General features: G+C 64.8%; 26 protein-coding genes. 18 read left to right on the forward strand and 8 right to left on the reverse strand.

From position 1 onward, the window contains the following. Positions 1 to 102 precede the first annotated feature (102 nt). The 17 genes from gpmA to AC3RCG_RS02720 all read left to right on the forward strand — a co-directional run bounded on the left by gpmA (position 103) and on the right by AC3RCG_RS02720 (position 18,089). Positions 103 to 849, forward strand: a complete 747-nt coding sequence (gene gpmA, locus AC3RCG_RS02640) for a 2,3-diphosphoglycerate-dependent phosphoglycerate mutase (protein ID WP_070313039.1) — start codon at positions 103 to 105, stop codon at positions 847 to 849. Between the two features lie 76 nt (positions 850 to 925). Continuing rightward, a complete protein-coding gene (locus tag AC3RCG_RS02645; RefSeq protein ID WP_121670869.1) occupies positions 926 to 2,389 on the forward strand; it encodes a murein hydrolase activator EnvC family protein in 1,464 nt (487 codons plus the stop codon). Positions 2,390 to 2,436: 47 nt separating this feature from the next. Continuing rightward, a complete protein-coding gene (locus tag AC3RCG_RS02650; protein WP_070220891.1) occupies positions 2,437 to 3,930 on the forward strand; it encodes a S41 family peptidase in 1,494 nt (497 codons plus the stop codon). Between the two features lie 8 nt (positions 3,931 to 3,938). Further along, positions 3,939 to 4,700, forward strand: coding sequence for a HesA/MoeB/ThiF family protein (locus tag AC3RCG_RS02655; protein WP_070289477.1), 762 nt, complete (start codon positions 3,939 to 3,941; stop codon positions 4,698 to 4,700). A gap of 93 nt (positions 4,701 to 4,793) precedes the next feature. After that, positions 4,794 to 5,246, forward strand: coding sequence for a type II secretion system major pseudopilin GspG (gene gspG, locus AC3RCG_RS02660; protein WP_070220887.1), 453 nt, complete (start codon positions 4,794 to 4,796; stop codon positions 5,244 to 5,246). 12 nt (positions 5,247 to 5,258) lie between these two features. Then, positions 5,259 to 5,753: a GspH/FimT family pseudopilin gene (locus AC3RCG_RS02665; RefSeq protein ID WP_051991350.1), complete on the forward strand. Its 495-nt coding sequence runs from the start codon at positions 5,259 to 5,261 to the stop codon at positions 5,751 to 5,753. Continuing rightward, positions 5,753 to 6,130, forward strand: a complete 378-nt coding sequence (gspI, locus tag AC3RCG_RS02670) for a type II secretion system minor pseudopilin GspI (protein WP_070289523.1) — start codon at positions 5,753 to 5,755, stop codon at positions 6,128 to 6,130. Before AC3RCG_RS02665 ends, gspI begins: the two co-directional genes overlap by 1 nt. Next, positions 6,130 to 6,753, forward strand: a complete 624-nt coding sequence (locus AC3RCG_RS02675; protein ID WP_070289478.1) for a PulJ/GspJ family protein — start codon at positions 6,130 to 6,132, stop codon at positions 6,751 to 6,753. Before gspI ends, AC3RCG_RS02675 begins: the two co-directional genes overlap by 1 nt. Beyond that, on the forward strand, positions 6,750 to 7,724 hold the full coding sequence (gspK, locus tag AC3RCG_RS02680) for a type II secretion system minor pseudopilin GspK (RefSeq protein WP_492402383.1): 975 nt from the start codon (positions 6,750 to 6,752) through the stop codon (positions 7,722 to 7,724). The genes AC3RCG_RS02675 and gspK overlap by 4 nt, the downstream gene beginning before the upstream one ends. A 19-nt stretch (positions 7,725 to 7,743) precedes the next feature. Next, the gene (gene gspL, locus AC3RCG_RS02685) at positions 7,744 to 8,973 is read left to right on the forward strand and encodes a type II secretion system protein GspL (protein WP_492402382.1); all 1,230 of its coding nucleotides are present in this window, start codon (positions 7,744 to 7,746) and stop codon (positions 8,971 to 8,973) included. After that, complete coding sequence (locus tag AC3RCG_RS02690) at positions 8,970 to 9,518, forward strand: type II secretion system protein M (protein ID WP_230504131.1); 549 nt, start codon at positions 8,970 to 8,972, stop codon at positions 9,516 to 9,518. The genes gspL and AC3RCG_RS02690 overlap by 4 nt, the downstream gene beginning before the upstream one ends. Continuing rightward, the gene (locus tag AC3RCG_RS02695) at positions 9,515 to 10,291 is read left to right on the forward strand and encodes a type II secretion system protein N (protein ID WP_070313033.1); all 777 of its coding nucleotides are present in this window, start codon (positions 9,515 to 9,517) and stop codon (positions 10,289 to 10,291) included. The genes AC3RCG_RS02690 and AC3RCG_RS02695 overlap by 4 nt, the downstream gene beginning before the upstream one ends. Beyond that, positions 10,288 to 12,519, forward strand: coding sequence for a type II secretion system secretin GspD (gspD, locus tag AC3RCG_RS02700; RefSeq protein ID WP_070289483.1), 2,232 nt, complete (start codon positions 10,288 to 10,290; stop codon positions 12,517 to 12,519). Before AC3RCG_RS02695 ends, gspD begins: the two co-directional genes overlap by 4 nt. Positions 12,520 to 12,529: 10 nt before the next feature. Then, complete coding sequence (gene gspE, locus AC3RCG_RS02705) at positions 12,530 to 13,951, forward strand: type II secretion system ATPase GspE (protein ID WP_070313032.1); 1,422 nt, start codon at positions 12,530 to 12,532, stop codon at positions 13,949 to 13,951. Positions 13,952 to 13,961: 10 nt separating this feature from the next. After that, positions 13,962 to 15,182 carry a type II secretion system inner membrane protein GspF gene (gspF, locus tag AC3RCG_RS02710; RefSeq protein ID WP_070289485.1) on the forward strand — a complete coding sequence of 407 codons (1,221 nt, stop codon included), beginning with the start codon at positions 13,962 to 13,964 and terminating at the stop codon, positions 15,180 to 15,182. Between the two features lie 16 nt (positions 15,183 to 15,198). Next, entirely contained in the window at positions 15,199 to 15,765 is a 567-nt protein-coding gene (locus AC3RCG_RS02715) for a type II secretion system protein N (protein WP_492402381.1), read from the forward strand. Positions 15,766 to 15,833: 68 nt separating this feature from the next. Continuing rightward, positions 15,834 to 18,089, forward strand: a complete 2,256-nt coding sequence (locus AC3RCG_RS02720; protein WP_070220864.1) for a patatin-like phospholipase family protein — start codon at positions 15,834 to 15,836, stop codon at positions 18,087 to 18,089. Here AC3RCG_RS02720 and AC3RCG_RS02725 read toward each other — a convergent pair. Next, positions 18,062 to 18,847 (reverse strand): helix-turn-helix domain-containing protein, encoded by a 786-nt coding sequence (locus tag AC3RCG_RS02725; protein WP_070220862.1) that lies wholly within the window; start codon positions 18,845 to 18,847, stop codon positions 18,062 to 18,064. The genes AC3RCG_RS02720 and AC3RCG_RS02725 overlap by 28 nt on opposite strands. Before the next feature lie 168 nt (positions 18,848 to 19,015). On the opposite strand from AC3RCG_RS02725, the gene AC3RCG_RS02730 reads away from it, so the two are divergent. Continuing rightward, a complete protein-coding gene (locus AC3RCG_RS02730; RefSeq protein WP_070220860.1) occupies positions 19,016 to 19,630 on the forward strand; it encodes an outer membrane protein in 615 nt (204 codons plus the stop codon). 68 nt (positions 19,631 to 19,698) lie between these two features. Here the strand turns inward: AC3RCG_RS02730 and AC3RCG_RS02735 are convergent, their stop codons facing one another. The 7 genes from AC3RCG_RS02735 to AC3RCG_RS02765 all read right to left on the reverse strand — a co-directional run bounded on the left by AC3RCG_RS02735 (position 19,699) and on the right by AC3RCG_RS02765 (position 25,859). Further along, positions 19,699 to 19,893, reverse strand: coding sequence for a hypothetical protein (locus tag AC3RCG_RS02735; RefSeq protein ID WP_070220858.1), 195 nt, complete (start codon positions 19,891 to 19,893; stop codon positions 19,699 to 19,701). Positions 19,894 to 19,907: 14 nt separating this feature from the next. After that, entirely contained in the window at positions 19,908 to 21,260 is a 1,353-nt protein-coding gene (gene hslU, locus AC3RCG_RS02740) for an ATP-dependent protease ATPase subunit HslU (protein WP_070220905.1), read from the reverse strand. A 37-nt stretch (positions 21,261 to 21,297) separates the two neighbouring features. Continuing rightward, positions 21,298 to 21,834 (reverse strand): ATP-dependent protease subunit HslV, encoded by a 537-nt coding sequence (hslV, locus tag AC3RCG_RS02745; RefSeq protein ID WP_034753065.1) that lies wholly within the window; start codon positions 21,832 to 21,834, stop codon positions 21,298 to 21,300. A 221-nt stretch (positions 21,835 to 22,055) separates the two neighbouring features. Beyond that, entirely contained in the window at positions 22,056 to 22,508 is a 453-nt protein-coding gene (dksA, locus tag AC3RCG_RS02750) for an RNA polymerase-binding protein DksA (RefSeq protein WP_034753066.1), read from the reverse strand. A gap of 481 nt (positions 22,509 to 22,989) precedes the next feature. Next, entirely contained in the window at positions 22,990 to 24,090 is a 1,101-nt protein-coding gene (locus AC3RCG_RS02755; RefSeq protein WP_492402380.1) for a CobW family GTP-binding protein, read from the reverse strand. Between the two features lie 136 nt (positions 24,091 to 24,226). Next, complete coding sequence (locus AC3RCG_RS02760; protein WP_070289489.1) at positions 24,227 to 25,174, reverse strand: tyrosine recombinase XerC; 948 nt, start codon at positions 25,172 to 25,174, stop codon at positions 24,227 to 24,229. A 7-nt stretch (positions 25,175 to 25,181) separates the two neighbouring features. After that, positions 25,182 to 25,859 (reverse strand): DUF484 family protein, encoded by a 678-nt coding sequence (locus tag AC3RCG_RS02765; RefSeq protein WP_070220852.1) that lies wholly within the window; start codon positions 25,857 to 25,859, stop codon positions 25,182 to 25,184. Positions 25,860 to 25,904: the final 45 nt, after the last annotated feature.

The raw sequence follows: 25,904 nt of genomic DNA on the forward strand, positions 1-25,904 counted from the left end.
GGTCCAATGGTTTAAGTCAATCCGCGCATTATAAAATAGAAGCTGGACGAGGTCTTTTTACGTTTTGCTTTTTTGATTTGAACCCCTTGAGAAGATAGAACTATGTACAAAATCGTTTTCATGCGTCACGGCGAGTCCACCTGGAACCTCGATAACCGCTTTACCGGCTGGACCGACGTCGATCTGACGGAAAAGGGCGTCAACGAAGCCAAGGCCGCCGGCCAGATCCTCAAGCAGGAAGGTTTTACGTTCGACGTGGCCTACACTTCCGTCCTGAAGCGCGCCATCCGCACCCTGTGGCTGGCGCTCGACGAGATGGACATGATGTATTTGCCGATCAAGAACGACTGGCGCTTGAACGAGCGTCACTACGGCGCCCTGCAAGGCCTGGACAAAGGCGAGACAGCCGCCAAGTATGGCGACGAGCAAGTACTGGTGTGGCGCCGCAGCTACGACACGCCGCCGCCGCCGCTGGAAGCGAACGACGACCGTGCCTCGTACAACGACCCGCGCTATGCCGGCTTGCCGAAAGCGGCTATCCCGCTGACCGAATGCCTGAAAGACACCGTGGCGCGCGTGATGCCGGCCTGGGATGAGGAAATCGCCCCGGCCATCCGCGCCGGCAAGAAAATCATCATTTCGGCCCACGGCAACAGCCTGCGCGCGCTGATCAAGATGCTCGATGGCATCAGCGACAGCGACATCGTCGGCCTGAACATCCCGAACGGCCAGCCGCTCGTGTATGAACTGGATGCCGACCTGAAACCGATCCGTCATTACTACCTGGGCGACCCGGCAGCGATTGCGGCAGCGCAAGCTGCCGTGGCGAACCAAGGGAAGGCCAAGTAACTTGTTGTCTTTCTTCCGCGGCACAGCGATCGCCCCCTCTGCTGAACGACCCCTGCCGGCGTGGCGCGCCGGCGCCATGCTGTGCGCAGCGCTGCTCTTCTCGAGCGGTGCCGCACAGGGTGCCAAGCCCACCGAACGCAGCAAGCAGAAAGCGGCCGCGGAAGCACAACGTGCTGGATTGCAACAAAAGCTGACGGCGCTCAAGCGCGACATCAGCCGCACGGAAAGCGCCAAGGATGACGCGGCCGATACCCTGGCCGAGTCGGAAGAGGCCATTTCCAACGCCAACCGCGCCTTGCGCGACCTGGCGCAGGAACAAAGCGAGACGGGCGTGAAGCTGACGGCGCTGGGGCAGGAGCACCAGCAGCTGACGGCCACCGTCGAGAAACAAAAGACGCAGCTGTCAAAGTTGCTGCGTGAACAATATGTCGCCGGCAACGAAGACCGCATCAAGCTGCTCTTGTCGGGCGATAACCCGAACCGCATCAACCGCGACTTGCAATTGATGGCGTATGTGTCGCAGGCGCAGGCGCGCCTGCTCGATGCCTTGCGCGCCAACTTGCTGGCCGTGGAGAAAAACCAGGCGGACGTGCAAAACGCCAAGGATGAGCTGGAAGAAATCGCGCAGGAAGAGCGCGACCAGAAGGCTTTGCTGGTGCAGGAGAAGGCGCGCCGCGCCGCCTTGCTGACGAGTTTGTCGCAGCGCCTGGTGGCGCAGCGCAAGGAAGTGGGCAATGTCGAGCGCGACGAACAGCGCATGGGCAACCTGGTCGACAAGCTGGCGAAACTGATCGAAGAGCAGGCCGCGGCCGCCGCGGCCGAAAAGAAACGCCAGCAATTGCTGGCCGAGCAGCGCGCCGCCGCGAAAGCGGCCGCCGACGCCAAGATTGCCGCGGAAAAACGCGAACGCCTGTTGGCCGCGCGCGCCAAGGCCGCCCAGGCGCAGGCCGAACGCGAACGCATTGCGAAAGAGCAACAAAACAAATCGGGCAAGATCAAGCCGCAGACGCCGCCAGCGCCGCCCGTGAAGCTGGAACCGATCGATGACGACGAGCCGCCGCAAGTGGCCAAGGTGGCACCCAAGCCCGAGCCGAAGCCGGAACCGGAGCCGGAACGCCCAAGCCTGGGCCCGGCCGCGCCGGCCGGCGCCTTTGCCAGCATGAAAGGGCAGCTGCGCGCGCCCGTGGCGGGCAAGATCGCCGCCCGCTTCGGCAGCAAGCGTGGTGACGGCCCCAGCTGGAAGGGCGTGTTCATCCGCACGGGCGAAGGCAGCGAGATCCACGCCATCGCCGGCGGCCGCGTCGTGTTTTCCGACTGGCTGCGCGGTTTCGGCAATTTGATCATCGTCGACCATGGCGGCCAGTACATGAGTATTTATGGCAATAACCAATCCTTGCTGAAACGCGTGGGCGATGCCGTCAAGGGCGGCGACGCCATTGCCAGCGCGGGCAACAGCGGCGGCAACGAGGAATCAGGGCTATACTTTGAATTGCGTCATCAGGGCCGCGCCTTCGACCCCGCCACCTGGGTGAAGTTTTAAGTTCCCACCATTGCTGCGGCAGCAAAATTGTAGATTGCGAAGAATTCATGGGTATCAAAGTCAAAAGTATCGGCCTGATCGGTCTGGGCGTACTGGCCGGCATCGGCATGTCGCTGCAGTTCCCGGCCGTGGCGCAGAAAATCACGAATGCCCCGCTGCCGCTCGACGAGCTGCGCCAGCTGTCCGACGTCTTCGGCCTGATCAAGACCGATTACGTCGAGAAGGTGGAAGACAAGAAACTCTTGACGGAAGCCATTTCCGGTATGGTGTCCTCGCTGGACCCGCATTCCGTCTACCTCGATAAAAATGCCTTCAAGGAAATGCGCGAAAGCGTGCAGGGCAAGTTTGTCGGCATCGGCATCGAAGTGAGCATGGAAGACGGCTACGTGAAAGTCGTCTCGCCCATCGAAGACAGCCCCGCCGCCAAGGCCGGCATCCAGGCGGGCGATTTCATCACCCGCCTCGACAATCTGCCGCTGAAGGGCATGCAGCTGGAAGAAGTCATCAAGAAGATGCGCGGCCAGCCGGGCAGCAAGCTGGTGCTGACCATGTCGCGCAAGGGCGAAAGCAAGCCGCTGGTCTTCCCCATCGTGCGCGAGGAAATCCGCGTGCAGAGCGTGAAGGCCAAGATGGTCGCGCCCGGCTATGCCTGGCTGCGCATCGCCCAGTTCCAGGAACCGACCGTCGATGACATGGTCAAAAAGATCAACGCGCTGTATGCGCAAGACCCCAAGCTCAAGGGCCTGGTGCTGGACTTGCGCAACGATCCCGGTGGCGTCGTGCCGGGGGCGATCGGCGTGGCGACAGCGTTTCTTCCTGGGAATTCCGTGATCGTCTCGACCAAGGGCCAGTTGCCGGAATCGAAACAGGTGTTTTATGGCCGCCGCGAATTTTATGCGCCGCCGGGCGCCAAGGCCGACCCGCTGGCCAAGCTGCCGGCCGCGCTGAAAACCGTGCCTCTGGTGGTGCTGGTCAATGCGGGCTCCGCGTCCGCCTCGGAAATCGTCGCCGGCGCCTTGCAGGATTACCAGCGCGCCACCGTCATCGGCACGCAGACGTTCGGCAAGGGTTCCGTGCAAACCTTGCGCCAGATCACGGCCGACACGGCCGTCAAGCTGACGACGGCCCGCTACTACACGCCGAAAGGCCGGGCCATCCAGGCGCGCGGCATCGTGCCCGACCTGCTGGTCGATGAAACGGCCGAGGGCGACGGCTGGAACAGCCTGCGCGTGCGCGAAGCGGACCTGGAAAAACACTTGAGCAGCGACGATGGCAAGCCGGAAGCGGCCAAGCCGACGATGGAAGGCATGCAGGATCAGCTGGAAGAAGAGCAGCGCCTGATCGCCACGGCGAAAAAGCGCAAGCCGCTCGAATACGGCGCCAAGGATGATTTCCAGCTGCAACAAGCCCTGAACCACTTCCAGGGCTTGCCGGTGCAGCTGGCCAAGGTGGACCCGAAGGTGGAGAAGATCGGCGCCAAGCCGGAAATCGCTTCCGACATCAAGGCGGACGACAAGAAGATTCCCGTGCGCAAACCGTAGTCGCCGCCATGAACGACGCCCAACTGCTGCGCTATTCGCGCCACATCCTGTTAGACGAGATCGGCATCGAAGGCCAGCAAGCCTTGCTCGACGCGCATGTGCTGGTGATCGGCGCGGGCGGGCTCGGCTCGCCGGCGGCCATGTACCTGGCCGCCAGCGGCGTCGGCAAGCTGACCCTGGTCGATGACGATACGGTCGACCTGACCAATCTGCAGCGCCAGATCGCCCACACGACGGCCCGCGTGGGCCAGCCGAAAGTGCTGTCGGCGCGCGAAACCTTGACCGGCATCAATCCCGAGATAGCCATCATCGCCTTGCAGGAGCGTCTGGACGGCGCGCGCCTGGCCGAACTGGTCTGCTCCAGCACGGTGGTGCTCGACTGTACCGACAACTTCGCCACGCGCCACGCCGTCAACCGCGCCTGCGTGGCGCACAAGGTGCCGCTGGTGTCGGGCGCCGTGATCCGTTTCGACGGGCAAGTGAGCGTGTTCGACCCGCGCACGGGCACGCAACCCTGTTATTCCTGCCTGTTTCCGCAGGAGCAGCAGTTCACGGACGAGGCGTGCTCGACCATGGGCGTGTTCGCGCCGCTGGTGGGCGTGGTGGGCGCCATGCAGGCGGCCGAGGCCTTGAAACTCATCATGGGCGTGGGCGAATCGCTGGCCGGACGCCTGCTGCTGCTCGACGGCTTGCACATGGAATGGAGCAGCATGCGCGTCGCGCGCGACCCCGGCTGCGCCGTTTGCGGCGAAGTGGTCTTGCCCGCCTGACGGCCGCCGCACAAATTTTTCCCCATATGACAGGCTTTGTCATATTTCCGCTTTATACTCTGCTCTCATTACTCACCTTCTTCTCTCTTTCATATGCAAAACGCAGCAAACCATCCGATACGCCAGCGCCGCGCGCGCGGCTTCACTTTGATCGAAATCATGGTCGTGGTGGTGATCATGGGCATCCTCGCCTCGCTGGTGGTGCCCAAGCTGATCGCCCGCACGGGCGAGTCGAAAGTGGCGGCGGCGAAAGTCGACATCGCCACCGTGATGCAAGCCTTGAAACTGTACCGTCTGGATAACCAGCGCTACCCGACCACCGAGCAGGGCTTGCAGGCGCTGATCGAAAAACCGACCACGGGACCGGCCGCGAATGGCTGGAAAGCGGGCGGCTATCTGGAAAAAATGCCGAAAGATCCATGGGGCAATCCATACCAGTACCTGTCGCCGGGCGTGAAGGGCGAAGTTGACCTGATCTCGCTGGGCGCCGACGGCCAGCCTGGCGGTAGCGGGGACGATGCCGATATCGGTTCCTGGGAACTGTAAGTTTTCCATTGCATGCCTGCCATGACCACCGGTCGCGCACTGCCCCGGCCACGCGCCAGCGGCTTCACGCTGATCGAGTTGCTGGTGGTGATGGTCATCATCGGCGTCACCCTGGGCCTGGTGTCGCTGAATGCGATGCCGAACGGCCAGCAGGCGCTGCAAAAGGAAGCCGAGCGCATCGCCCTGCTGCTGCAGCTGGCGCGCGATGAAGCCATCGTGCGCAGCCGGCAGGTGGCGTTCGAGGCGGACGAAAATCAATACCGTTTCCTGGTCCTCAATGAAAAGCTGTGGCAACCCGTGACGCAGGACGATTTGCTGCGCGAGCGCGCGTTTGCGAATACTCCCATGCTGCTCAGCGTGCAGCCGTCGAGCAGCGTGGCCCAGCCGCTGCGCATCATCTTCGGCCGTGAACCGGTCGACAAGCCTTTCGTGCTGACCCTGGCCAGCGGCGAGCGCAGCGTGGCCATCCGCGCCGACGGCATCGGCCACTTCACGGTCGAGCAATGATGCGGCGCTCGTTTCGCCGCCAGCGCGGCTTCACCTTGCTGGAAGTACTGGTCGCCCTCGTCATCGTCGGCACGGCCCTGGGCGCCTCCTTGCGCGCCGTCGGCAGCCTGACGCAGAACAGCGACGGCTTGCGCAGCGCCATGATGGCCACCTGGTCGGCGGAAAACCACCTGGTGCGCCTGCGCCTGGCGAAGACGTTCCCGCAGACGGGCAAGCGCACGGTCGATTGCCCGCAGGGCGACTTAAAACTCATCTGCGAGGAAGAAGTGGTGGCCACGCCGAATCCCCGTATCCGCCAGGTGCGCGTCAACGTATATGACGTGCAATATCCGGCCCGCCGCATCGTGCGCCTGGTCTTGCTTTCCTTTAACGACTGATGGCGCGCCGCCCTGTTCCTGCTGACGGTTTCACGCTGATCGAGCTGCTCGTGGCGATCGGCATCCTGGCCATGGTCGCCGTGCTGGGCTGGCGCGGCCTGGACAGCATCATGCGTTCGCGCGAAGTGCTGACCAGCCAGCTCGAGCAGGCGCGCGGCATGCAGCTGGCGTTTGCCCAGATGCAGAGCGATTGCGACCACCTGGCCGGCGCCGGCCAGAACAACAATCTGCTGAATGGCCGCACCAACCTGACAGCCGAGACCGACCGCCTGACCCTGGTGCGCCTGGCCGCGTCGGAGCAGGAGCCGCAGCAGTTGCAAGTGGTCACTTACCGCCTGCGCGGCGGCGTGCTGACGCGGCGCGAGTCGAACGGCACGCGCGACCTGGCCGTGCTCGACACCCTGTGGCAGGCGGCGCGCGACGATACCGATACCTCCAGCGCCGACGTGACCCTGATGCGCGGCGTCGACAGCATGGTCATGCGCGGCTGGAACAACGGCGCCTGGAACGTACTGACGGCGGGCGCCACCATCTCCACGCAAGTGCCGGGCCTGGAAGTGACCTTGCAGATGCCGGGCCAGGATGCGGGCCTGTCCAAAGTCTTTTTATTGGGACCGGGATGAAGCCGTTTATTCGCCCCGTGCGCCAGCGCGGCGTGGCCGTCATCACGGCTCTGCTGCTGACGGCGCTGGCCATTACCGTCGTCGCCAGCCTGTTCTGGCAGCAGCAGGTGCAGGTGCGCTCGATGGAAAACCAGCGCCTGCGCCTGCAGACGCAGTGGGCCATGCGCGGCATGGTCGACTTCGCCCGCTTCTGGCTGCGCCAGGACAATCCCATGCTGACGGCGCTCGATGGCGTCTGGGCCACGCCCATCGAGGAAGCGCGGCTCGACGATTACGTGGACCGCGAAAAGGTCGACACGGAAAAATTCGATGCCACCGTCTCGGGCCGCGCGCTCGATGCGCAGGCGCGTTTCAATATCACCAACCTGGCCACCGCGACGGGCATCGTCAGCCAGCCCAACGTGCAGGCGTACCAGCGCTTGCTGGCTAACTTGCAGCTCGATAGTTCCCTGGCGCAGGCGACGGCAGATGCCGTGCTGCGCGCGCGGCCGAAACCACGCACCGCCGACAGCGGCGCCGACGGCAAGACGCCCGCCGCCAAGCCGGCCACGGGCGGCGGCAGCGAGCCGGTGGCGTTCACGCAGGTCGAGGATTTGCTGGCCGTGCCCGGCTATACGCCGCAGGCCATCGAGAAGCTGCGCGACTTCGTCATCGTCCTGCCGGAGCTCACGCCCGTGAACGTGAATACGGCGCCGGCCGAGGTGCTGGCGGCCGTGACGATGATGTCCTTGTCCGAGGCCAGTGCCCTGACCTTGAGCAATCCGCGTAAAAAGTTTGTCGATTTTGCAAACTTCAAGAATAATATTAATGGCAATGTGATTGAGGGCGTCGAGCTTGACGTGAAGAGCCGCTACTTCCTTACCGTCATCCGCGTGCGGCTGGACCGTGCCGCCTTGGATGCCGTGGCCCTCATCTATCGACAGCCAGACCGGGAGCGGGCAACCCGTCTGGTCTGGCTGCGGGAAAATTAACAGCTGAAAGCGAGTCACTTTGACAATATTGTATATCCGTCACCCGGCCAAGGCGTCCACCGACAGCGCGCCCGCCTGCTCCTTCGTGCTGGCCGGCGACGGCGGCGCCTTGCTGCAGCAGGGCAGCGCGCCGCTGGGCAGCCTGGGCCAGCTGATCGCCGGCGCGAAGCAGGTGGTGGTGCTGCTGGCGGCGGCCGACGTGACCCTGCTGCGCCTGAAAACCCCGCCGCTGGCCGGCGCCCGTCTGCGCGCGGCCTTGCCGGGACTGGTGGAAGAACACATCCTCGGCGACGCCCAGGATTGCCTGCTGGCCGCCGGCGCGCCCGACGCGTCCGGCATGCGCACGGTGGCCGTGGCGCAGCGCGCCTGGGCCGAGGTACTCGTGAAAGCCTTGCTGGCGCAGGGCGCGCGCAAGGTGGCGCTGCTGCCATCGCAGCTGTGCCTGCCCTTGCAGCCGGGCAGCGTGACGGCATCCTTGCACGCGGCCGGCGACGGCCTGGAACTGGCCTTGCGCCAGGCGCCGCAAGAGGGCCTGGGCCTGGTATTGCCGGCCCAGCCGCAGCAGGCGCTGCTGACGACGCGCGCGTTTGCCGGCGACGTGCCCCTGACGGTCTATGTGGCGCAGGCTGAGTTGGCGCAGTATCAACAGCTGGCCGCCGGCATGGACGGCGTGACGGTGGAATCCGACCACTGGGCGCACTGGATCGCCGGCGCAAAGGGCGCGGGACTGGACCTGGCGCCTGCGCTGGGCACGGCGACGGGATCGGCTACCGAGTGGCGGCGCTGGCGCTGGCCGCTGCGCTTGGCGCTGCTGGCCGTGGTCGTCAACCTGGCCGGCATGAATATCGAATGGATGCGCTTGAAGCGCGAGGCCGCCACCGTGCGCACCTCGATGCAGCAAACCTTCAAGGCCGCGTATCCGAACGAAGCGCCCGTGTATGGGCTGGAAGCGGAGCAGATGCGGCGCAATATCGCCGCCGCCCGCCTGCAAAGCGGGCAGGCAAGCATGGATGACTTCACCAGCATGAGCGCGGCCCTGGGCGAGGCGCTGGGCGGCCTGGCCGGACGCGGCGTGGTGGCCTCGCTGGAATACCGCGAGCGCAGCCTGATCGTCAAGCTGAAGCCGGACATGGTCGACGCCAGCGCCCAGGCGCAGGTGCGCGACGGCCTGGCCGCGCGCAAGCTGGCCTTGAATGAAACGGCGCCTGGCGTGTGGAAAATCACGCCGGCCACGGGAGCAAAAGCATGAGTGCAGCAGTGAACAAGGCGCGCGCCGCGTGGATGGTCAAGCAGCAGGCCGTGCAAGCCTTCTGGGCCGAGCGCACGCAGCAGGAGCGCAAGCTCTTGAGCATCGGCGGCGTGGTGGCGGGGCTGGCCCTCGTCTACGCCGTGTTTTTCGAGCCGGCCTGGACGGGCCGCATCGCCTTGCAAAAGAGCTTGCCCGAGCTGCGCCAGAACGCGGCCCAGCTGCAGGCGCTGGCGCGTGAAGCGGGCGAGCTGGCGCGCCAGGCGCCCGTGCAGGTGGCACCCATGAGCCGCGAAAGCCTCGACGCCTCGCTCAAGGCGCGCGGCCTGGCGCCGCAATCGCTGTCGCTGACGGGAGAGTATGCGCGCGTGCAGTTGAACGGCGTGCCGTTCGCCAGCGTCATGCTGTGGCTGGACGGCTTGCGCCGCGAAGGCCGCATCGCCGTGCAGGAAGCGAAGATCACGGCGCAGACGGTGCAGGACAAGGCGGTGGCGGGCCTGGTCGACGCCAGCCTGACCCTGCACCAGAGCCCGGGCGCGGCACGATGATGCGCCTGCTTGGCTGGCTGCTGGCCATCATCGTCAGCGTCTGCGTCACCCTGCTGGTGTTTTTCCCGGCCAGCTGGGTCGCTGGCATCGTGGAAAAGCAGACGGGCGGACGTTTGACCTTGGGCGACGCGCAAGGTACCCTGTGGCGCGGCTCGGCCTTTATCGGCGGGGCGGCCAGCGCGAATGGCGCCGTGACGCCCCTGCTGCCGGGGCGTTTCAGCTGGCGCATTTCTCCCTCGGTGCTGTGGGGATCGGCGGACGTGGAACTGCAGAATCCGCAGGCGCTGTCGCAGCCGGTGAACCTGCGCGGCTCGTGGTCGCACTGGCAAGTCAGCCCGGCGGCCCTGCTGCTGCCGGCCGACGGCCTCGGCGGTCTCGGTGCGCCGTTAAATACCGTGGCGCCGACGGGCAGCATGCGCCTGTCGTGGAGCACCTTGCAGCTGGCCCTGGAGCAGCGGCAGTTTTCCGCCATCGGCCGCACCACCCTGCAGATGACGGACATGGCCTCGCGCCTGTCGTCCTTGCGTCCGCTGGGCAGCTACGAGCTCGATTTCGATTGGCAGGGGCAGCAGGCGACGTTGACACTGCGCTCCATCAAGGGACCGCTGCTGCTTGACGGCAGCGGCAGCCTGCAACAGGGGCGCATGCAGTTTTCCGGCCAGGCCCAGGCCGCAGCAGGATATGAAGAGACCTTGGCGAGTTTGTTGAATTTGCTGGGACAGCGCCGTAGCAATAGCGAAAAAAACATCATCGCCTTAGAGTTCAGACAATGAAAAAACCATCCGTGAGCCCAATTACTTCCTCCTTCTCGCTGCGCCGCCTGTCGGCCGCCGCCTTGCTGTGCTGTTCCGTGGCCGGCATGCCAGCGCCCGTCTGGGCCGCGCCCGGCGATGAGGCGGCGCTCAATTTCGTCGGCGCCGACATCGAATCGGTGATCAAGGCGGTGGGCCATTACACCAACATCAATTTCGTCATCGACCCGCGCGTCAAGGGCACGATCACCCTGGTGTCGGAAAAATCGATCAGCAAGTCGCAAGCGTTCGGGCTGCTGGCTTCCGCGCTGCGCCTGCAGGGCTACGCGGTGGTCTCCGGCGACGGCTATGCCAAGGTGGTGCCGGAAGCGGACGCCAAGCTGCAATCGGTGCCGACCCAGGTGGGCAATGGCAGCAGCCAGGTGAAGGGCGACCAGATCGCCACCCAGGTGTTTTACCTGAACTACGAATCGTCGGCCAACCTGCTGGCCGTGCTGCGGCCCCTGATTTCGCCGAATAACACGATCAATGCCAACCCGGGCAACAACTCGCTGGTGATCACCGATTACGCCGATAACCTCAAGCGCCTGGCGAAAATCATCGCCGCGCTCGACGTGCCCGCCTCGACGGACCTGGACGTGATCCCCGTGCGCTATGCCATCGCATCCGACCTGGCATCGATGGTGAATAAACTGATGGAAGGCGGGAATGCGGGCGCCGCCGCAGGGGCAGACGCGGGCAAGGTCTCCGTGCTGGCCGACCCGCGCACCAATTCGCTGGTGCTGCGCGCGCCGTCGGCGGCGCGCGCCAACCTGGCCAAGTCGCTGATCTCGAAGCTGGACCAGCCCACCACGCAGCTGGGCAATGTGCACGTGGTGTACCTGAAAAATGCGGACGCCACCAAGCTGGCGCAGACCCTGCGCTCGGTGGTGACGTCGGACGGCACGGCCGCCACGGCGCAGCAGGGCGTCGGCAACCAGAATACGAATAACCAGATCAGCCAGAACAACAGCGGCATGAACAGCACTGGCCTGGGCGGCAATACGCAAAGCGGCACCACGGGCGGCGCATCGCTGAGCAACGGGCCGCAGCAGCTGTCGTCGGGCGGGGCGGCCGGTTTCATCCAGGCCGATGCTTCTACCAACACCCTGATCCTGACCTGCAACGAAGCCGTCTACCGCAACCTGCGCGCCGTGATCGACCAGCTCGACGTGCGCCGCGCCCAGGTCTACATCGAGGCGCTGATCGTCGAAGTGACGTCGGCCAAGGCGTCCGAATTCGGCGTGCAGTGGCTGGGGCTTTCCGGCGACAGCACCAGCAACTACCGCGTGGGCGCGCTGCAGTCGTTCGCCAGCGGCACCACCAACAACATCGGCGCCATCGCCACGGGCGGCGGCAAGGTCTTGCCGACGGGCGGCCTGACCCTGGGCATCTTCAAGCAGATCAACGGCGCGCTGGGCCTGGGCGCCGTGGCGCATGCGCTGGAATCGGACGGCAACGCCAATATCCTGTCGACGCCGAACCTGATCACCCTGGACAACGAGCTGGCGACCATCAAGGTGGGCCAGAACGTGCCTATCCTGACGGGCCAGTACACGAGCACGGCCGGCACCAACACGAATCCGTTCCAGACCATCGATCGCAAGGAAGTGGGCCTGACTCTGAAGGTGCGTCCGCAGATTTCCGAAGGCGGCACGATCAAGCTGGGCATCTATCACGAGACGTCGAGCGTGGACAAATCCACGGCGTCGGCCGTCAGCGGCATCACCATCAACAACCGCGTGATCGAAAACAATGTGCTGGCCGACGATGGCCAGATCATCGTGCTCGGCGGCCTGATCGAGGACAGCACGGGCGACAATGCCGAGAAGGTGCGCGGCCTGGGTGACATTCCCGTGCTGGGCAACCTGTTCAAGTACCAGACGCGCGAGCGCAAGAAAACCAATCTGATGATCTTCCTGCGCCCCGTTATCGTGCGCAACAAGGAGCAGAGCGGCAGCCTGGCGGCCGACCGCTACGACTACATGCGCTCGGCCGAGACGGCCGCCGTGCCGGCCACGGGCAACCTGATGCTGAAAGACCTCGGTACGCCCGTGCTGCCGGCCCTGCAGGATGGCCAGCCCGTGGGCGGCAACATGGTGACGCGTCCCGTGCCGCCGGCACCGACGCCGCCGCCAGGCGCGCCGGCCAATGCCGCTACGCCGCCGCAGCCGCTGCTGCAGCAGTATCAGCAACAGCCGCAGAAGTGATGGGGCAGTCATGAGCAATCTGCTTCCCTACGCCTACGCGCGCGATTTCGGCCTGCTGGCCCGGCCCGGCGCCGTCGACGGCGCCCCCGTCGAGGTACTGGTGGCCGCATCGACGGCGCCGGCGGCGATTGCCGAAGTGTCGCGCCGTTTCGGCCAGATTCAATTGACGGTGCTGCCGCGCGGCGAGCTCGATGCGGCCATTGCCGGCGCCTACGCGGGCGGCGGCGGCGATGCGTCGCAGATGGCCGATGAATTCGACGCCGACCTCGATCTCACCAAGCTGCTGCAGGACGTGCCGGCCATCGAGGACTTGCTCGAATCGTCCGACGACGCGCCCGTCATCCGCATGATCAACGCGCTGCTGACGCAGGCGCTGCGCGAAGGCGCGTCCGACATCCATATCGAGCCGTTCGAGCAAACGTCCGTCGTGCGCTTCCGCATCGACGGCAGCCTGCGCGACGTGGTGCGTCCGCGCAAAGCCATCCACGGCTCGCTGATCTCGCGCATCAAGATCATGGCGCAGCTCGACATCGCGGAAAAACGCCTGCCGCAGGACGGCCGCATCACCCTGCGCGTGGGCGGCAAACCCGTCGACGTGCGCGTCTCGACCCTGCCCACGGGGCATGGCGAACGGGCCGTATTGCGCTTGCTGGACAAGGAAGCGGGCCGCCTCGACCTGCAGCACCTGGGCATGAGCGCGCCCATGCTGGCGCAGTTCGATGGCCTGATCACGCAGCCGCACGGCATCGTGCTCGTCACCGGTCCCACCGGCTCGGGCAAGACGACGACCTTGTATGCGGCGCTGTCGATGCTCAACGCCACGACGACGAATATCCTGACGGTGGAAGACCCGATCGAGTACGACCTGGCCGGCGTGGGCCAGACGCAAGTCAATCCGCGCATCGACATGACCTTTGCCAAGGCGCTGCGGGCGATTTTGCGGCAAGATCCCGATGTGATCATGATCGGCGAGATCCGCGACCTGGAAACGGCGCAGATCGCCGTGCAGGCGTCGCTGACGGGCCACCTGGTGCTGGCGACCCTGCACACGAACGACGCGTCGGCGGCCGTCACGCGCTTGCTCGACATGGGCATCGAGCCGTTCCTGCTGTCGTCGTCTTTGCTGGGCGTGCTGGCGCAGCGGCTGGTGCGCAAACTGTGCGGCGCGTGCAAGACCTTCGATGGCCAGTACTGGCAGGCGGTCGGCTGCGAACATTGCGGCCAGACGGGCTACCAGGGGCGCGTGGGCGTGTATGAATTGCTGCGCACGACGGAGCAGATCCGCGCGCAGATCCACAACCGCGCGTCGGAGGCGGAAGTGCGCGCCGTCGCCCTGCAGGACGGCATGACGAGCATGCGCGACGACGGCGAACGCTGGCTGCGCGACGGCACCACCACGCAGGCCGAATTGCTGCGCGTGACCAAAGACTAGGCCCGCCACCATGCCCGCATTCCGCTATGAAGCCGTCGACGCCCAGGGCGCTACCCGCAAGGGCGTGCTCAATGCCGACAGTCCCCGTTCCGCGCGCGCCGAGTTGCGCGTGCAAGGCCTGGTGCCGCTGGCCGTCGAACCGATCGCCGCGCAGGTCGACGCCGCCGGCGTCACCAGGCGGCGCGGCTTCGGCGAGCGCCTGTCCAGCACCGAGCTGGCGCTGTTTACGCGCCAGCTGGCCAGTTTGCTCGAAGCGGGCCTGCCGCTGGAGCAGGCCTTTTCCGCGCTGCTGGAACAGGCCGAGCGGCCGTATCTGCGAGACCTGATCGCCTCGATCCGCTCCGAAGTCATCGGCGGCGCCGCGTTTTCCGACGTGCTGGCGCGCCACCCGCGCGATTTCGCGGAAATTTACCGGGCACTGGTGGCGTCGGGCGAGCAGATCGGCCATTTGTCGCGCGTGCTCTCGCGCCTGGCCGACTATATCGAGCGGCGCAATGCGCTGGTGCAGAAGGTCAAGCTGGCGTTTACCTATCCGGCCATCGTCACGGTGGTGGCGTTTTCCATCGTCATTTTCCTGCTCACCTACGTGGTGCCGCAGATCGTCTCCGTGTTCGCCAATACCAAGCAAAAGCTGCCCATGCTCACCGTGATCATGCTGGCGCTGTCGGACTTCGTGCGCAATTACGGCATCGTCGTGGCGATCGCCCTTGCCGGCGCCTGGTTCGCCTGGCGCCGCGCGCTGCAGCAGCCGGCATTGAAACGGCGCTGGCATACCTGGCTGCTGACGGCGCCTTTGTACGGCAAGTTCGAACGCAGCCTGAATACGGCGCGCTTTGCCAGCACCCTGGCCATCACCACGGGGTCCGGCGTGCCGATTCTGCGCGCGCTCGACACCAGCCGCGACACCTTGACCAACGTGGCGATGCAGGAACTGGTGAGCGATGCCAGCGGCGCCGTGCGCGAAGGCGTGAGCCTGGCGCGCGCGCTGTCGGCGCAAAAGCATTTTCCGCCCATGCTGATCCACATGATACGCGCGGGCGAAATCACGGGCGAGCTGCCGGCCATGCTGGAACGCGCGGCCAGCGCGCAGGAGCAGGACCTGGAGCGCCGCACGCTGACCATCGCGGGCCTGCTGGAGCCGGCCCTGATCCTGGCCATGGGCGTGGTGGTGCTGCTGATCGTGCTGGCCGTGCTGATGCCGATTATCGAAATCAATCAGCTCGTCAGATAAGAAAACCAAGGAAGCCATGAAGCGTTTGCCTCAATTTACAAGTTTGCTCGCCGTCGTGGCGCTGTCCGTGTCGCTGGCCTACTGGGCCATGCAGCTGTTCAAGGCGCCGCAGCGCCCCATCAATCCACCGGCCATACCGGTGGTGCAGGATGCCAGCGTGGAGGCGGGCGCCTCGCTGTTCGGCGGCCAGGTCAGCGTGGCCACGGCCAGCAATTATCAGCTCAAGGGCGTGGTCGCCGCCGGCAATGGCCGCGGCAGCGTGGCCATCATCTCGACCGATGGTAAGCCCTCCGTCGCCTTGCCGGAAGGCGCCGAGGTGGTGCCCGGCGTGACGGTGCTGGAAGTGCATGCGCGCCACGTGCTGCTGCGCGATGGCGGCGTAAGCAAACGCATCGACCTGGTGGCCGACGACAAGGCGCTGGCCTTGCCGGGGCCAGTGTCCGCCACCCCCGCGCCGGCACCGGCCCCCGCGCCGGCAACGAACCTGGTGCCGCCGCCGCTGCCGATGGAACAGCAGCGTCCGGCGACCGTGATGCCGGCGCCGCCGCAGGTGACGACCAGTACGCCGCCGCCGTCGAATTAACGCCAATTAACGCTGTTCTTATCGTATTTTGCCGATGGCGCCATGCCGCCGTCGCGACAGGAGTCTTCATGTTCTCGATCCGTGCCGTCCTGGCGGGCTGCGTGGCGGCGCTGTGCGTCTTGCCGCAAGCCGGCGCCGCCGCTGACGTTCCCGCCGCCGCTTCCTCCGCTCCCGCACTGGCCGTTTCTGCGCCGGCACCGGCGCGTCCGCGCATCGCCCTCGTGCTGTCGGGCGGCGGCGCGCGCGGTCTCGCGCATATCGGCGTATTGAAAGTGCTGCAGGAGCTGCACGTGCCGATCGACATGGTGGTGGGCACCAGCATGGGCGGCGTGGTGGGCGGCGCGTATGCGGCCGGCGCTTCCGTGGCGGACCTGGAAAAGATGGCGCGCGAGACCAACTGGGCGCGCGTGGTGGCCGACCGGCCGCCGCGCGACGAACTGGCGTTCCGCCGCCGCGAGGAAGATTTATTGCTGCCGTCGCGCATCGAGTTCGGCACCAGCCGCAACGGCATTTCCACGCCGCCGGCGGCGGCCAGCAATGCGGCGCTGGAAATGGCCTTGAACCGGCTGCTGCCGGCCGGCATGCGCGACCGTCCCGCCAGCCAGCTGCCGCTGCCTTTCCGCTCGGTGGCGTCGGACCTGGTCAATGGCGAGCTGGTGGAGCTGGTCGATACGCCCCTGTTCCTGTCGATGCGCGCCTCGCTGGCCGTGCCGGGCGTGTTTGCTCCCGTGCGCGTGAACAACCGCCTGGTGGTCGACGGAGGCCTGGTGCGCAACCTGCCCGTCGACATGGCGCGCGCCATGGGCGCCGACATCATCATCGCCGTCAACGTGGGCACGCCGCTGGCGCCGGAAAAAGAGCTGGGCAGCGCCATCGGCGTGGCGCAGCAGATGCTGCAGATCCTCACGGAGCAGAACGTGCAGCGCTCGCTCAAGGAGCTGCAGCCGCAGGACATCCTGGTGGCGCCCGATCTGACGGGCGTCAGTTTCCTCGACTTTGAAAACTATGCGCGCGCCATGCGCGCCGGCGAACAGGCGGCGCAGGCACTGGCCGCCCGCCTGGCGCCGCTGGCGCTGTCGCCGGAACAGTATGCGGCGCGCGAGCAGCTGCGCCTGGCGGCGCCGGCCCTGCTGGACGTGGCCTTGCCGCTCACGCGCCTGGCCGTGGAAAGCGAAGGCGATATCAATCCGCGCATCCTGCAGGCGCAATCGGGCCTGGTGGAAGGGCAGGCCGTCAGCCAGGAAGATGTGCTCAAGGCGGCGGCCAGGCTGTATGGCCGCGGCGACGTGGCGCGCGTGGAGACGGAAGTGGTCGACGCAGGCGAGCAGCGCGCCGTCACCATCAAGGCGGTCGAAGCGCCGTGGGCCAGCAGCCGCTTGCGCGTGGGTCTGGAAATGGCCAGCGATTTCAGGGACAGCAATACCTTTGCCCTGAAGCTGCTGCATGTGCGCTCGAACTTGAACAGTTGGGGCGGCGAATTGCGCAGCATGGTGCAGATCGGCACCGCGCGCAATTTCGGGGTGCAGTACTGGCAGCCGCTGGGCGCCGGCAACCCGTGGTATATCGCGCCATCGTTCCAGTACACCTCCCAGGCGGTCGACCTGTTCGACAAGGGACGGCGCAATGCGCGCGTCGCCTACAGCGGCCAGGGCGCCAGCCTGGTGCTGGGGCGCCAGTTCGGTTTCTGGGGCGATCTGCAGTTCGGCGTCACGCGCAGCGAAGTCAAGGCGGACGTCAGCATCCCCGCCGACCCGAGCTATCCCAAGGAGCGGGCGCTGGGCACCAACCAGTTCGTCCAGTTCCGCGTCGATACGCTCGATTCGCCCGGTTTCCCCACGCGCGGCGTGCTGTTCGACGCCACCTGGACGCGCTCCGCGACCACCGGTACGGGCGAGTCGGGCCTGGGGCGCTCCGCCATCACGGGCCTGAAGGCGTTTGGCAGCGGCAACTGGGCCGGCCATGTGTATGGCGAATGGGCGCGCGCGCAACGGGGCGAGGCGCCGCTCAGCCTGGGCGGCTTCCTGCGCCTGTCCGGCACGCAGTTCGAGTCGGTGACGGGGCGCAGCGTGGCCCTGGCGCGCTTCGTGATGGCGCGCCGCATCGGTTCCCTGCCCAGCACCCTGGGCGGCGCCGTGCGGGCCGGCTTTTCGCTGGAAATGGGCGGCGGCTTCGATCAGAGCGAGCGCTGGAAAGCCACCAAGTTCACGCAGGCCAGCAGCGCCTTCATCTCGGTCGATACGCGCTTCGGTCCCGTGTACGTGGCCTCGGGCGCATCGAAGGGCGGCGAGAGCACGCTTTATCTGTTCCTGGGACCGGTCTGGTAAGGCGCCGCCGGGGCGGCGGACGCCGAGCTGCGGCGCAGGGCCGTGAAGGCGGCAAATTCCCATGAGCGAAAGCCCAGCAGCAGGGTAAAGCCGTCGCGTTCCTGCGGCGGCAGGCGGCGGTCGTTCTGATGCAGGCGCGCCAGTTCCTCGGCCAGCTGGCGGATCTTCTGTACCAGCTCCTGTGCGCTCGACAGCGACAGGCGCGCCGGGATGCACATCAGGGTCTCGCCGGCGCCGTCAAAATGCCCGCTGAAATAATCGGCCACCACATATTCGCGGAAGTACTGTTGCACCGGGCCGTCGGCCAGCCAGTGGAAGGCGTTCGAGACGCGCAGGCTGTAACGGTTCAGCGGCTTGAGTTCGATCAAGCCCAACCGGTCCAGTTCGGCCAGGCAACCGATGCATTCGGCCTGCGTCAGCGCATACGTTTCCACCACCTGCTCCAGGCTCCAGTGGCCGAGGCAGCAGATCGCCACCAGCAGCAGACGCGGATGCGCCACCAGCGACTTTTCCTGCACCAGGGTGAGCGTGTCGGCATGCGGCGTGATGTCGGCCGCGCCGCGCAGCACGTCTTCCATGGCGATGCCCGATGCCTTGCAGATCAGGGCCAGGCGCGACAGCGACATGTCGTGCTGGCCAAACATGCGCTTGACGCTCGACTCGCTCATGCCGATGCGTTCGGCCAATACCTTGTACGTGATGCCGGCGGCACGCAGTTGGGTGCGCAGCACGCGCAAAACCAGTTCAGGTGAACTCACGGAATATCCTTTTTGGTAAGTTTGGTAGCGGGTGGCGGTACCGAATGTAGCCCTTAATGGAACTTTGCACAAGGTGATAGTACTTTTCGGCAAAAGCGATGACACTCCCGCTTGTGGCTCGCGCAGCGCGCTACAACCAGGCAATCCATCCACTTGTAGAGGTTATCCATGTTCCCATCTTTCCGTTTCCCCGCAGCGCTGCTGGCGCTGGCCGCCATCGCTCCCTTGCACGCCGCCGCCGCCGAACCGGCGCCGGGTCCCTTCTATGCGGGCGCCAGCTACGGCTTTCGCGCCAGCACAGGCCTCGATTGCATCGCCGGACAAAGCGATTGCGACAAAAGCAGCAAGCGCAATGGCAAGGCCTACCTGGGTTACAGTTTCGACGCGTTGCCGTTTCAGGGCGGCGTGGCCCTGCCTTCGGTTGAGTTGGTGGGGTACATGGGCGGCGAGGTCAAGTCCGGCTTCGATACGGACGCCGGCAAGCGCGCTGGCCGCGGCAAGTTCACGGGCCTCGGCATCCAGGGCGTGCTCGGCTACCAGTTCGACGCCTTTACCCTGAGCGGGCGCGCCGGCGCGGCGTACACGCAGGGCAAGGTCGATTATCTGGGCGGCGGTTCGGACAAGAAGGACAAGATCGGCCTGACTTACGGCATCGGCGCGGCGTATGCGCTGAACCAGAACTGGTCGCTGCACCTCGACTGGGACCGCGTGCCGGTCAAATACAGCAGCAAGCAAACGACCAAGGTCGACATGTTTTCGCTGGGCGCGTCCTACCGTTTCTAAGGGGATGATGCTGCGGCAGAGAGTGGCCTGATGGCGGACGCCCTATGAAAAGGGTGTCCGCGGGCGGCCTATTTGTCCGTCTCGACTTTCAGCAGCAATTTCGCCAGCAGGCGTTTTTCCTGCTGGCGCTGGCCGGACACGGTCTTTACGTGCGCCCCGGCGGTGCGCTGCAGGGCGGCCGTGGCGACGGGGTTGCGCGGTTTTTGCGAGGGTTCGACGCGGAACTGCATTTTCTGCCGCGTCGCCAATGCCTTGTTTGCCATCGGTCCCTCCTTGATTACAGCACGTAGCGCGACAGGTCCTCGTTGACCGACAGCGCTTCCAGGCGTTCGTTGACGTAGGCCGCATCGATCACCAGCAGGTTTTCCGTACTGCTGCTGCCTTCGCTGGCCGTAAACGACACTTCTTCCAGCAGCTTTTCCATCACCGTGTGCAGCCGGCGCGCGCCGATGTTTTCCGTGCGCTCGTTGACCGAATAGGCGATTTCCGCCAGGCGCGTGATGCCTTCCGGCGCGAATTGCAGTTTCAGGTTTTCCGTCGCCAGCAAGGCTTCGTACTGCATCGTCAGGCAGGCGTCGGTGCTCGTCAAAATGCGCTCGAAGTCCGCAATCGACAGCGATTCCAGCTCCACGCGGATGGGGAAGCGCCCCTGCAGCTCGGGAATCAGGTCCGACGGCTTCGACAAATGGAAGGCGCCCGAGGCGATGAACAGGATGTGGTCCGTGCGGATCATGCCATATTTCGTGTTGACGGTCGTGCCCTCGACCAGCGGCAGCAGGTCGCGCTGCACGCCGGCGCGCGAGACGTCGGCGCCGCCCGATTCCGAACGCGAGGCGATCTTGTCGATCTCGTCCAAAAACACGATGCCGTTCTGCTCGACGTTCTGGATGGCCTTCTGTTTCAGCTCATCTTCGTTGAGCAGCTTGGCCGCTTCTTCCTCGACCAGCAATTTGAGCGCTTCCTTGATCTTGACCTTGCGCGCCTTCTTGCGCTGCCCGCCCACGCCCGAAAACATGGACTTGATCTGCTCCGTCATTTCTTCCATGCCCGGTGGCGCCATGATTTCCATCTGCGGACCCGCCTCGGCCAGCTCGATCTCGATTTCCTTGTCATCGAGCTCGCCCTGGCGCAGGCGCTTGCGGAAGGTCTGGCGCGTGCTGTCGCCGCTGCCCGTGTCCACGGCCGCTGCCGTATTCGGCGTGAAGCCGAAGTCGCGCGCCGGCGGCACGAGAATGTCGATCACGCGGTCTTCGGCCGCATCTTCGGCGCGCGCGCGCACTTTTTTCATTTCCAGCGCGCGCGTCTGCTTGATGCCGATATCGATCAGGTCGCGGATGATGGTGTCGACGTCGCGGCCCACATAACCGACTTCCGTAAATTTGGTCGCTTCGATCTTGATGAAGGGCGCCTCGGCCAGCTTGGCCAGGCGGCGCGCGATTTCCGTCTTGCCGACGCCCGTGGGGCCGATCATGAGGATATTCTTGGGCGTGATTTCATGGCGCAGAGGCTCGGCCACCTGCTGGCGGCGCCAGCGGTTGCGCAGGGCGATGGCGACGGCGCGCTTGGCCTTGGCCTGGCCCACCACGTGCTTGTCGAGTTCCGTGACGATTTCCGACGGGGTCATGTTCATGATCATAGTTGGCTTTCTATTCTTTGCTCGCGGACGCTTAGTCGAGCGTCTCGATGATGTGCGACATATTCGTATAAATGCACAGCTCGGCGGCGATGGTCAGCGATTTCTTGACCACGTCGGCCGGCGACAAATCCGTGTTTTCCTGCAGCGCCTTGGCGGCGGATTGGGCGTAGGTGCCGCCCGAGCCGATGGCGCCGATGCCGTCTTCCGGTTCCAGCACGTCGCCATTGCCTGTGATGACCAGGGTCGACTCGCTGTCGGCCACCAGCAGCATCGCTTCCAGGCGGCGCAGCACGCGGTCGGTGCGCCAGTCCTTGGCCAGTTCGACGGAGGCGCGCAGCAAATTGCCCTGGTGTTTTTCCAGCTTGCCTTCAAATCGGTCGAGCAGGGTAAAAGCGTCGGCGGTGCCGCCGGCAAAGCCGACCAGGACCTTGCCCTGATACAACTTACGCACTTTGCGGGCCGTGCCCTTCATGACGATGTTGCCGAGCGTTACCTGGCCGTCGCCACCCAGGGCGACTTGCTTGCCGCGCCGGACGCAGAGGATGGTGGTGCCGTGAAATTGTTCCATAGTGACCTCAAAAGATTCGTGCCGATGCGTGCAAGGCCATGCGATTGCGCGCCCATGGTTCAAACGTGGGGATGGAAAAGGCAATTGCAAGCGGCATGTGCCGCTGTCGTGCTTGCTTCAGTGTAGTCGGCGCGGGACGAAAAAAAAGCACGCAACCGGAGTCGTGTGCTTTTTATCGCCAGCGCGGGACCGCTTGGGCGGCCGCGCAAGGGGAGGGGTGATCAGTCGCCGTACAGCTTTTGCTTCAGTTCGCGCCGTTGCTGGGCTTCCAGCGACAGGGTGGCGGTCGGACGGGCGATCAGGCGCGGGATGCCGATAGGCTCGCCCGTTTCTTCGCACCAGCCATAGTCGCCGGCATCGATGCTGGCGATCGATTGCTGTACTTTCTTCAGCAATTTGCGTTCGCGGTCGCGCGTGCGCAGTTCCAGCGCATGCTCTTCCTCGATGGTGGCGCGGTCGGCAGGGTCCGGTACGAGCACGGTTTCACGCAAGTGTTCCGTGGTTTCGCCGGCGTTTTTCAGCAGGTCTTTCTCGAGCTGCTGCAGGCGCGCCTTGAAGAATGCCAGTTGTGCCGGATTCATGTAGTCATCTTCGCTCATGGCGCGAATTTGGTCTTCGCTGATGAGAGGGATGTCTTGGTTGGCGGCCGGGGTCGATTTATTAGTTTTGGTCATAACTTCGCTTACCTTCGATACGACAGAGTTTTCAAATTGATCAGTTGATGCGGCGATACCGAGCAACTGTACAGGTTCCGCTTGGCATTGCTGTCCCGCTGTACTGCGTGCGACCTTGGCTTGCCGGCGAAAGCCAGGACTACCGGCCGGCCATGGTGCCATGTTGATAACTTTTTACCGCTCTATGCCAATCGCGCTCTGTGCGCGACAACGGGCGTGTTGGGTGGATCGCTTGCATGCCTGGCATGCGGCCAGCGGCAGTTTGCCAGCATTTCATGACAGGCTAACGACATGGGCCGTTTTCGTCGCTGATTTTGGCACGCTTTGCCTTATATTGCCATCCCGATTTGTTGACTAGCCGATCAGGGACGGCTACTTGTTGGTTTATGCCAGCAAGATCGGTGTCGGGCAGCGGGAAAGCGTGCTTAACTTTCCCTTTTGTTTCTGCTTTGCAAAGGATACTTTGCAAAACCCGGCTAGTTTATACCAAACATTGTTCGAGTCCGCGAATAAAAATGTCTTTTGGTAGATTTTTGCCAATAAAGACCATTTTGCTGCCACGCACTTCGTGTTCGCCCCATTTGGCGCCCAGGTCGCTGCCCATCAGCTGGTGCACGCCCTGGAAGACCACCTTGCGTTCGGCGCCCTGCATCAGCAGCACGCCCTTGTAGCGCAGCATGCGCGGTCCATACACTTGCACCAGGCCGCCGAGGAACTCGTCGAGCTTGGCACTGTCGAACGGTTGCGTGCTCTTGAAAACAAAGGCGGCGATGTCGTCGCTGTGTTGCGCATGGTGGTGGTCGGCATAACCGCAATCGGTGGCGCAGGCGTCGCTGTGCTCATGCGCGTGCGCATGGCCGTGTGCATGTACGTGCTCGTGCGCATGGTCGTGCGCTTTGTCGTGGTCATGCACGTGCGCCGTCTCTGTCTCCAGGAAATCCGGGTCCAGTTCCAGCTTTTCATTCAGGTTGAAACCGCGAATGTCGAGTACTTCGGCCAGCGGCGCGCGGCCGAAATCGACCCTGGCGATGGGGGCGCGGGGATTGATGCGTTTCAAACGGCGCGTCAGGGCGGCCACGTCGTCTTCACTGACGAGGTCGGTTTTCGACAGCAGCAGCTTGTCGGCAAAGCCCACTTGCCGCTGGGCTTCCTCGTATTCATCTAGTTGCTTCATCGCATGACGCGCATCGACCACCGTGATGATGGCATCGAGCATGTAGTGGCTGCCCACTTCTTCGTCGACAAAGAAGGTCTGCGCCACGGGGCCGGGATTGGCCAGGCCCGTCGTTTCGATGACGACGCGGTCGAACGCCAGCAGGCCGGCGTCGCGCTTGCGCGCCAGTTCCGTCAAGCCCACGATCAGGTCGCCGCGCACGGTGCAGCAGATGCAGCCGTTGTTCATCTCGATGATGTGTTCGTTGCTGTCCTGCACCAGGATGTCATTGTCGATGTTTTCCTGGCCAAACTCGTTTTCGATCACGGCGATGCGCATGCCATGGTCTTCCTGCAGTATGCGGTTGAGCAAGGTGGTTTTGCCTGCGCCCAGGAAGCCGGTGAGGATGGTGGTTGGAATCAGTGCCATGAAGGATGCCTATGCTGTAATCGGTGGTGCCGCCGCGCAAGCGGAAGAATGCGGACGATTATGCCGGAATTTTGCAAAAGCTTGCAAATGCGCGCCGATCCGCTTGATATGGATCAGGCTGGCCAACGGGCGCGGCCTACTTGACCTTGGCGCGCGGGTGCGCCTGGTCGTATACGTGCGCCAGGTGCTGGAAATCGAGGGCCGTGTAGACCTGGGTCGAGGTGATGCTGGAATGGCCCAGCATTTCCTGCACGGCGCGCAAGTCGCCCGACGATTGCAGCACATGCGAAGCGAACGAGTGGCGCAGCACATGCGGGTGCACATTCGCGGGAATGTCGGTCGCCAGCGCGTGCGCCTTCAGGCGCAGCTGCAGCACACGCGGCGAGATGCGCGTGCCGCGCGTGCTTAAAAACAAGGCAGCGCTGCCATCGGCCGCTGGCGGGCGCACGGCCAGCCAGGCCGTCAGGGCCACGAGGGCCGCCTTGCCGACGGGCACCTTGCGCATCTTGTTGCCCTTGCCTGTGACGATGACTTCGAAGCTGGCCATGTCGAGCCAGCCCAGCGAAGACTCCCGGCCGTTCTCGGCCTTGCAGTAATGGGTGTCCAGGCTGGTCAGTTCGGACACGCGCAAGCCGCTCGAATACAGCAGCTCGAACATGGCGCGGTTGCACAGTTGCTCCGGCTCGGCAGCGCCTTGCTGGTGTTGCGCGGGCGCCACGAGGCGCACGGCGTCGTCCACCGACAGGGCTTTCGGTAACGTTTTGGCCCGCTTGGGCGCGCGGATGCCGTCGACGGGATTGGCGTCGAGCGCCGTTTCACCGCTGAGCCAGTTGTAAAAGCCGCGCCACGACGACAGCTTGCGGGCGATCGAGCGCGGGTCCAGGCCGCCGGCATGCAGCTTGGCCGTGTAGCGGCGCACTTCGTTGTGCGCCAGCGCCGTCCACGGCGTATTGCCGCTCAGTTCCAGCAGGGCGCGCAAGTCGCGCCCGTAAGCGTCCAGCGTATGCGGCGACAGCTTGCGCTGCGTGGCCAGCTGCGCCAGGTAGGCGTCGAGCCACTCTGCCTTGCCGCGCGCCGCATGCATGGCTGATTCAGGCCGGCGAGCCGGCGCGCAGCGCGGCCAGGGCGGCGCCGGCTGTGGCGCCGATGTGCACGAGGAAGTCGGTGCCCATGCTGGAGGTAAAGCGTTCGCTGTCGGGCGAGCCGAGCACCAGCAAGCCGAAGGTACCCGTGGTGTTCGGGGCGCGCAGGGCGATCATGACGGTCGATTCGATCTTGTCCGCCTGCAGCCAGTGCACGGCTTCGAAATCGCGGTTGCTGCCGCAGTACGGCGTTTGCAGGCTGTTGGCGAACATGCGCACATCGGCCGTCACATCTTCCGTGAACCAGCCGTCGGCGTGTTCCGGCAGCACTTGCCACAGGCGCAGGCTGACGTAGGGCACGTCGAAATTGCTTTGCAAGGCATCGACCAGCACGCGCGGCATGTCCGCATCGTTGCGCACTTGCAGCATGGCCTGGTTCCAGCCGTGGAACTTGCTGGCGATATCGCCATTTTCCTCGGCCAGGCGGCTCAGCTTGGACATGCGCAGTTCGAGCGCCTTGTACTTGTCGCGCATCACTTCCATCTGCCGCTCCTGCAGCGAGATGGTGCGTCCCGTCAGCGGGCTGCTCAGCTTGACCTCGCCGAGCAGCGCGGTATGCTCTTCGAAGAACGTCGGATGCTCGCTCAGGTACTGGGCGACGGTGCTGGAATCGAGTGTGGCGGTCATTGATAGTGTCAGAAGATAGAAGGATGAACACTTGATTCTAACCGA

It is taken from the genome of Janthinobacterium sp. GW823-FHT01H08, from assembly GCF_058797855.1.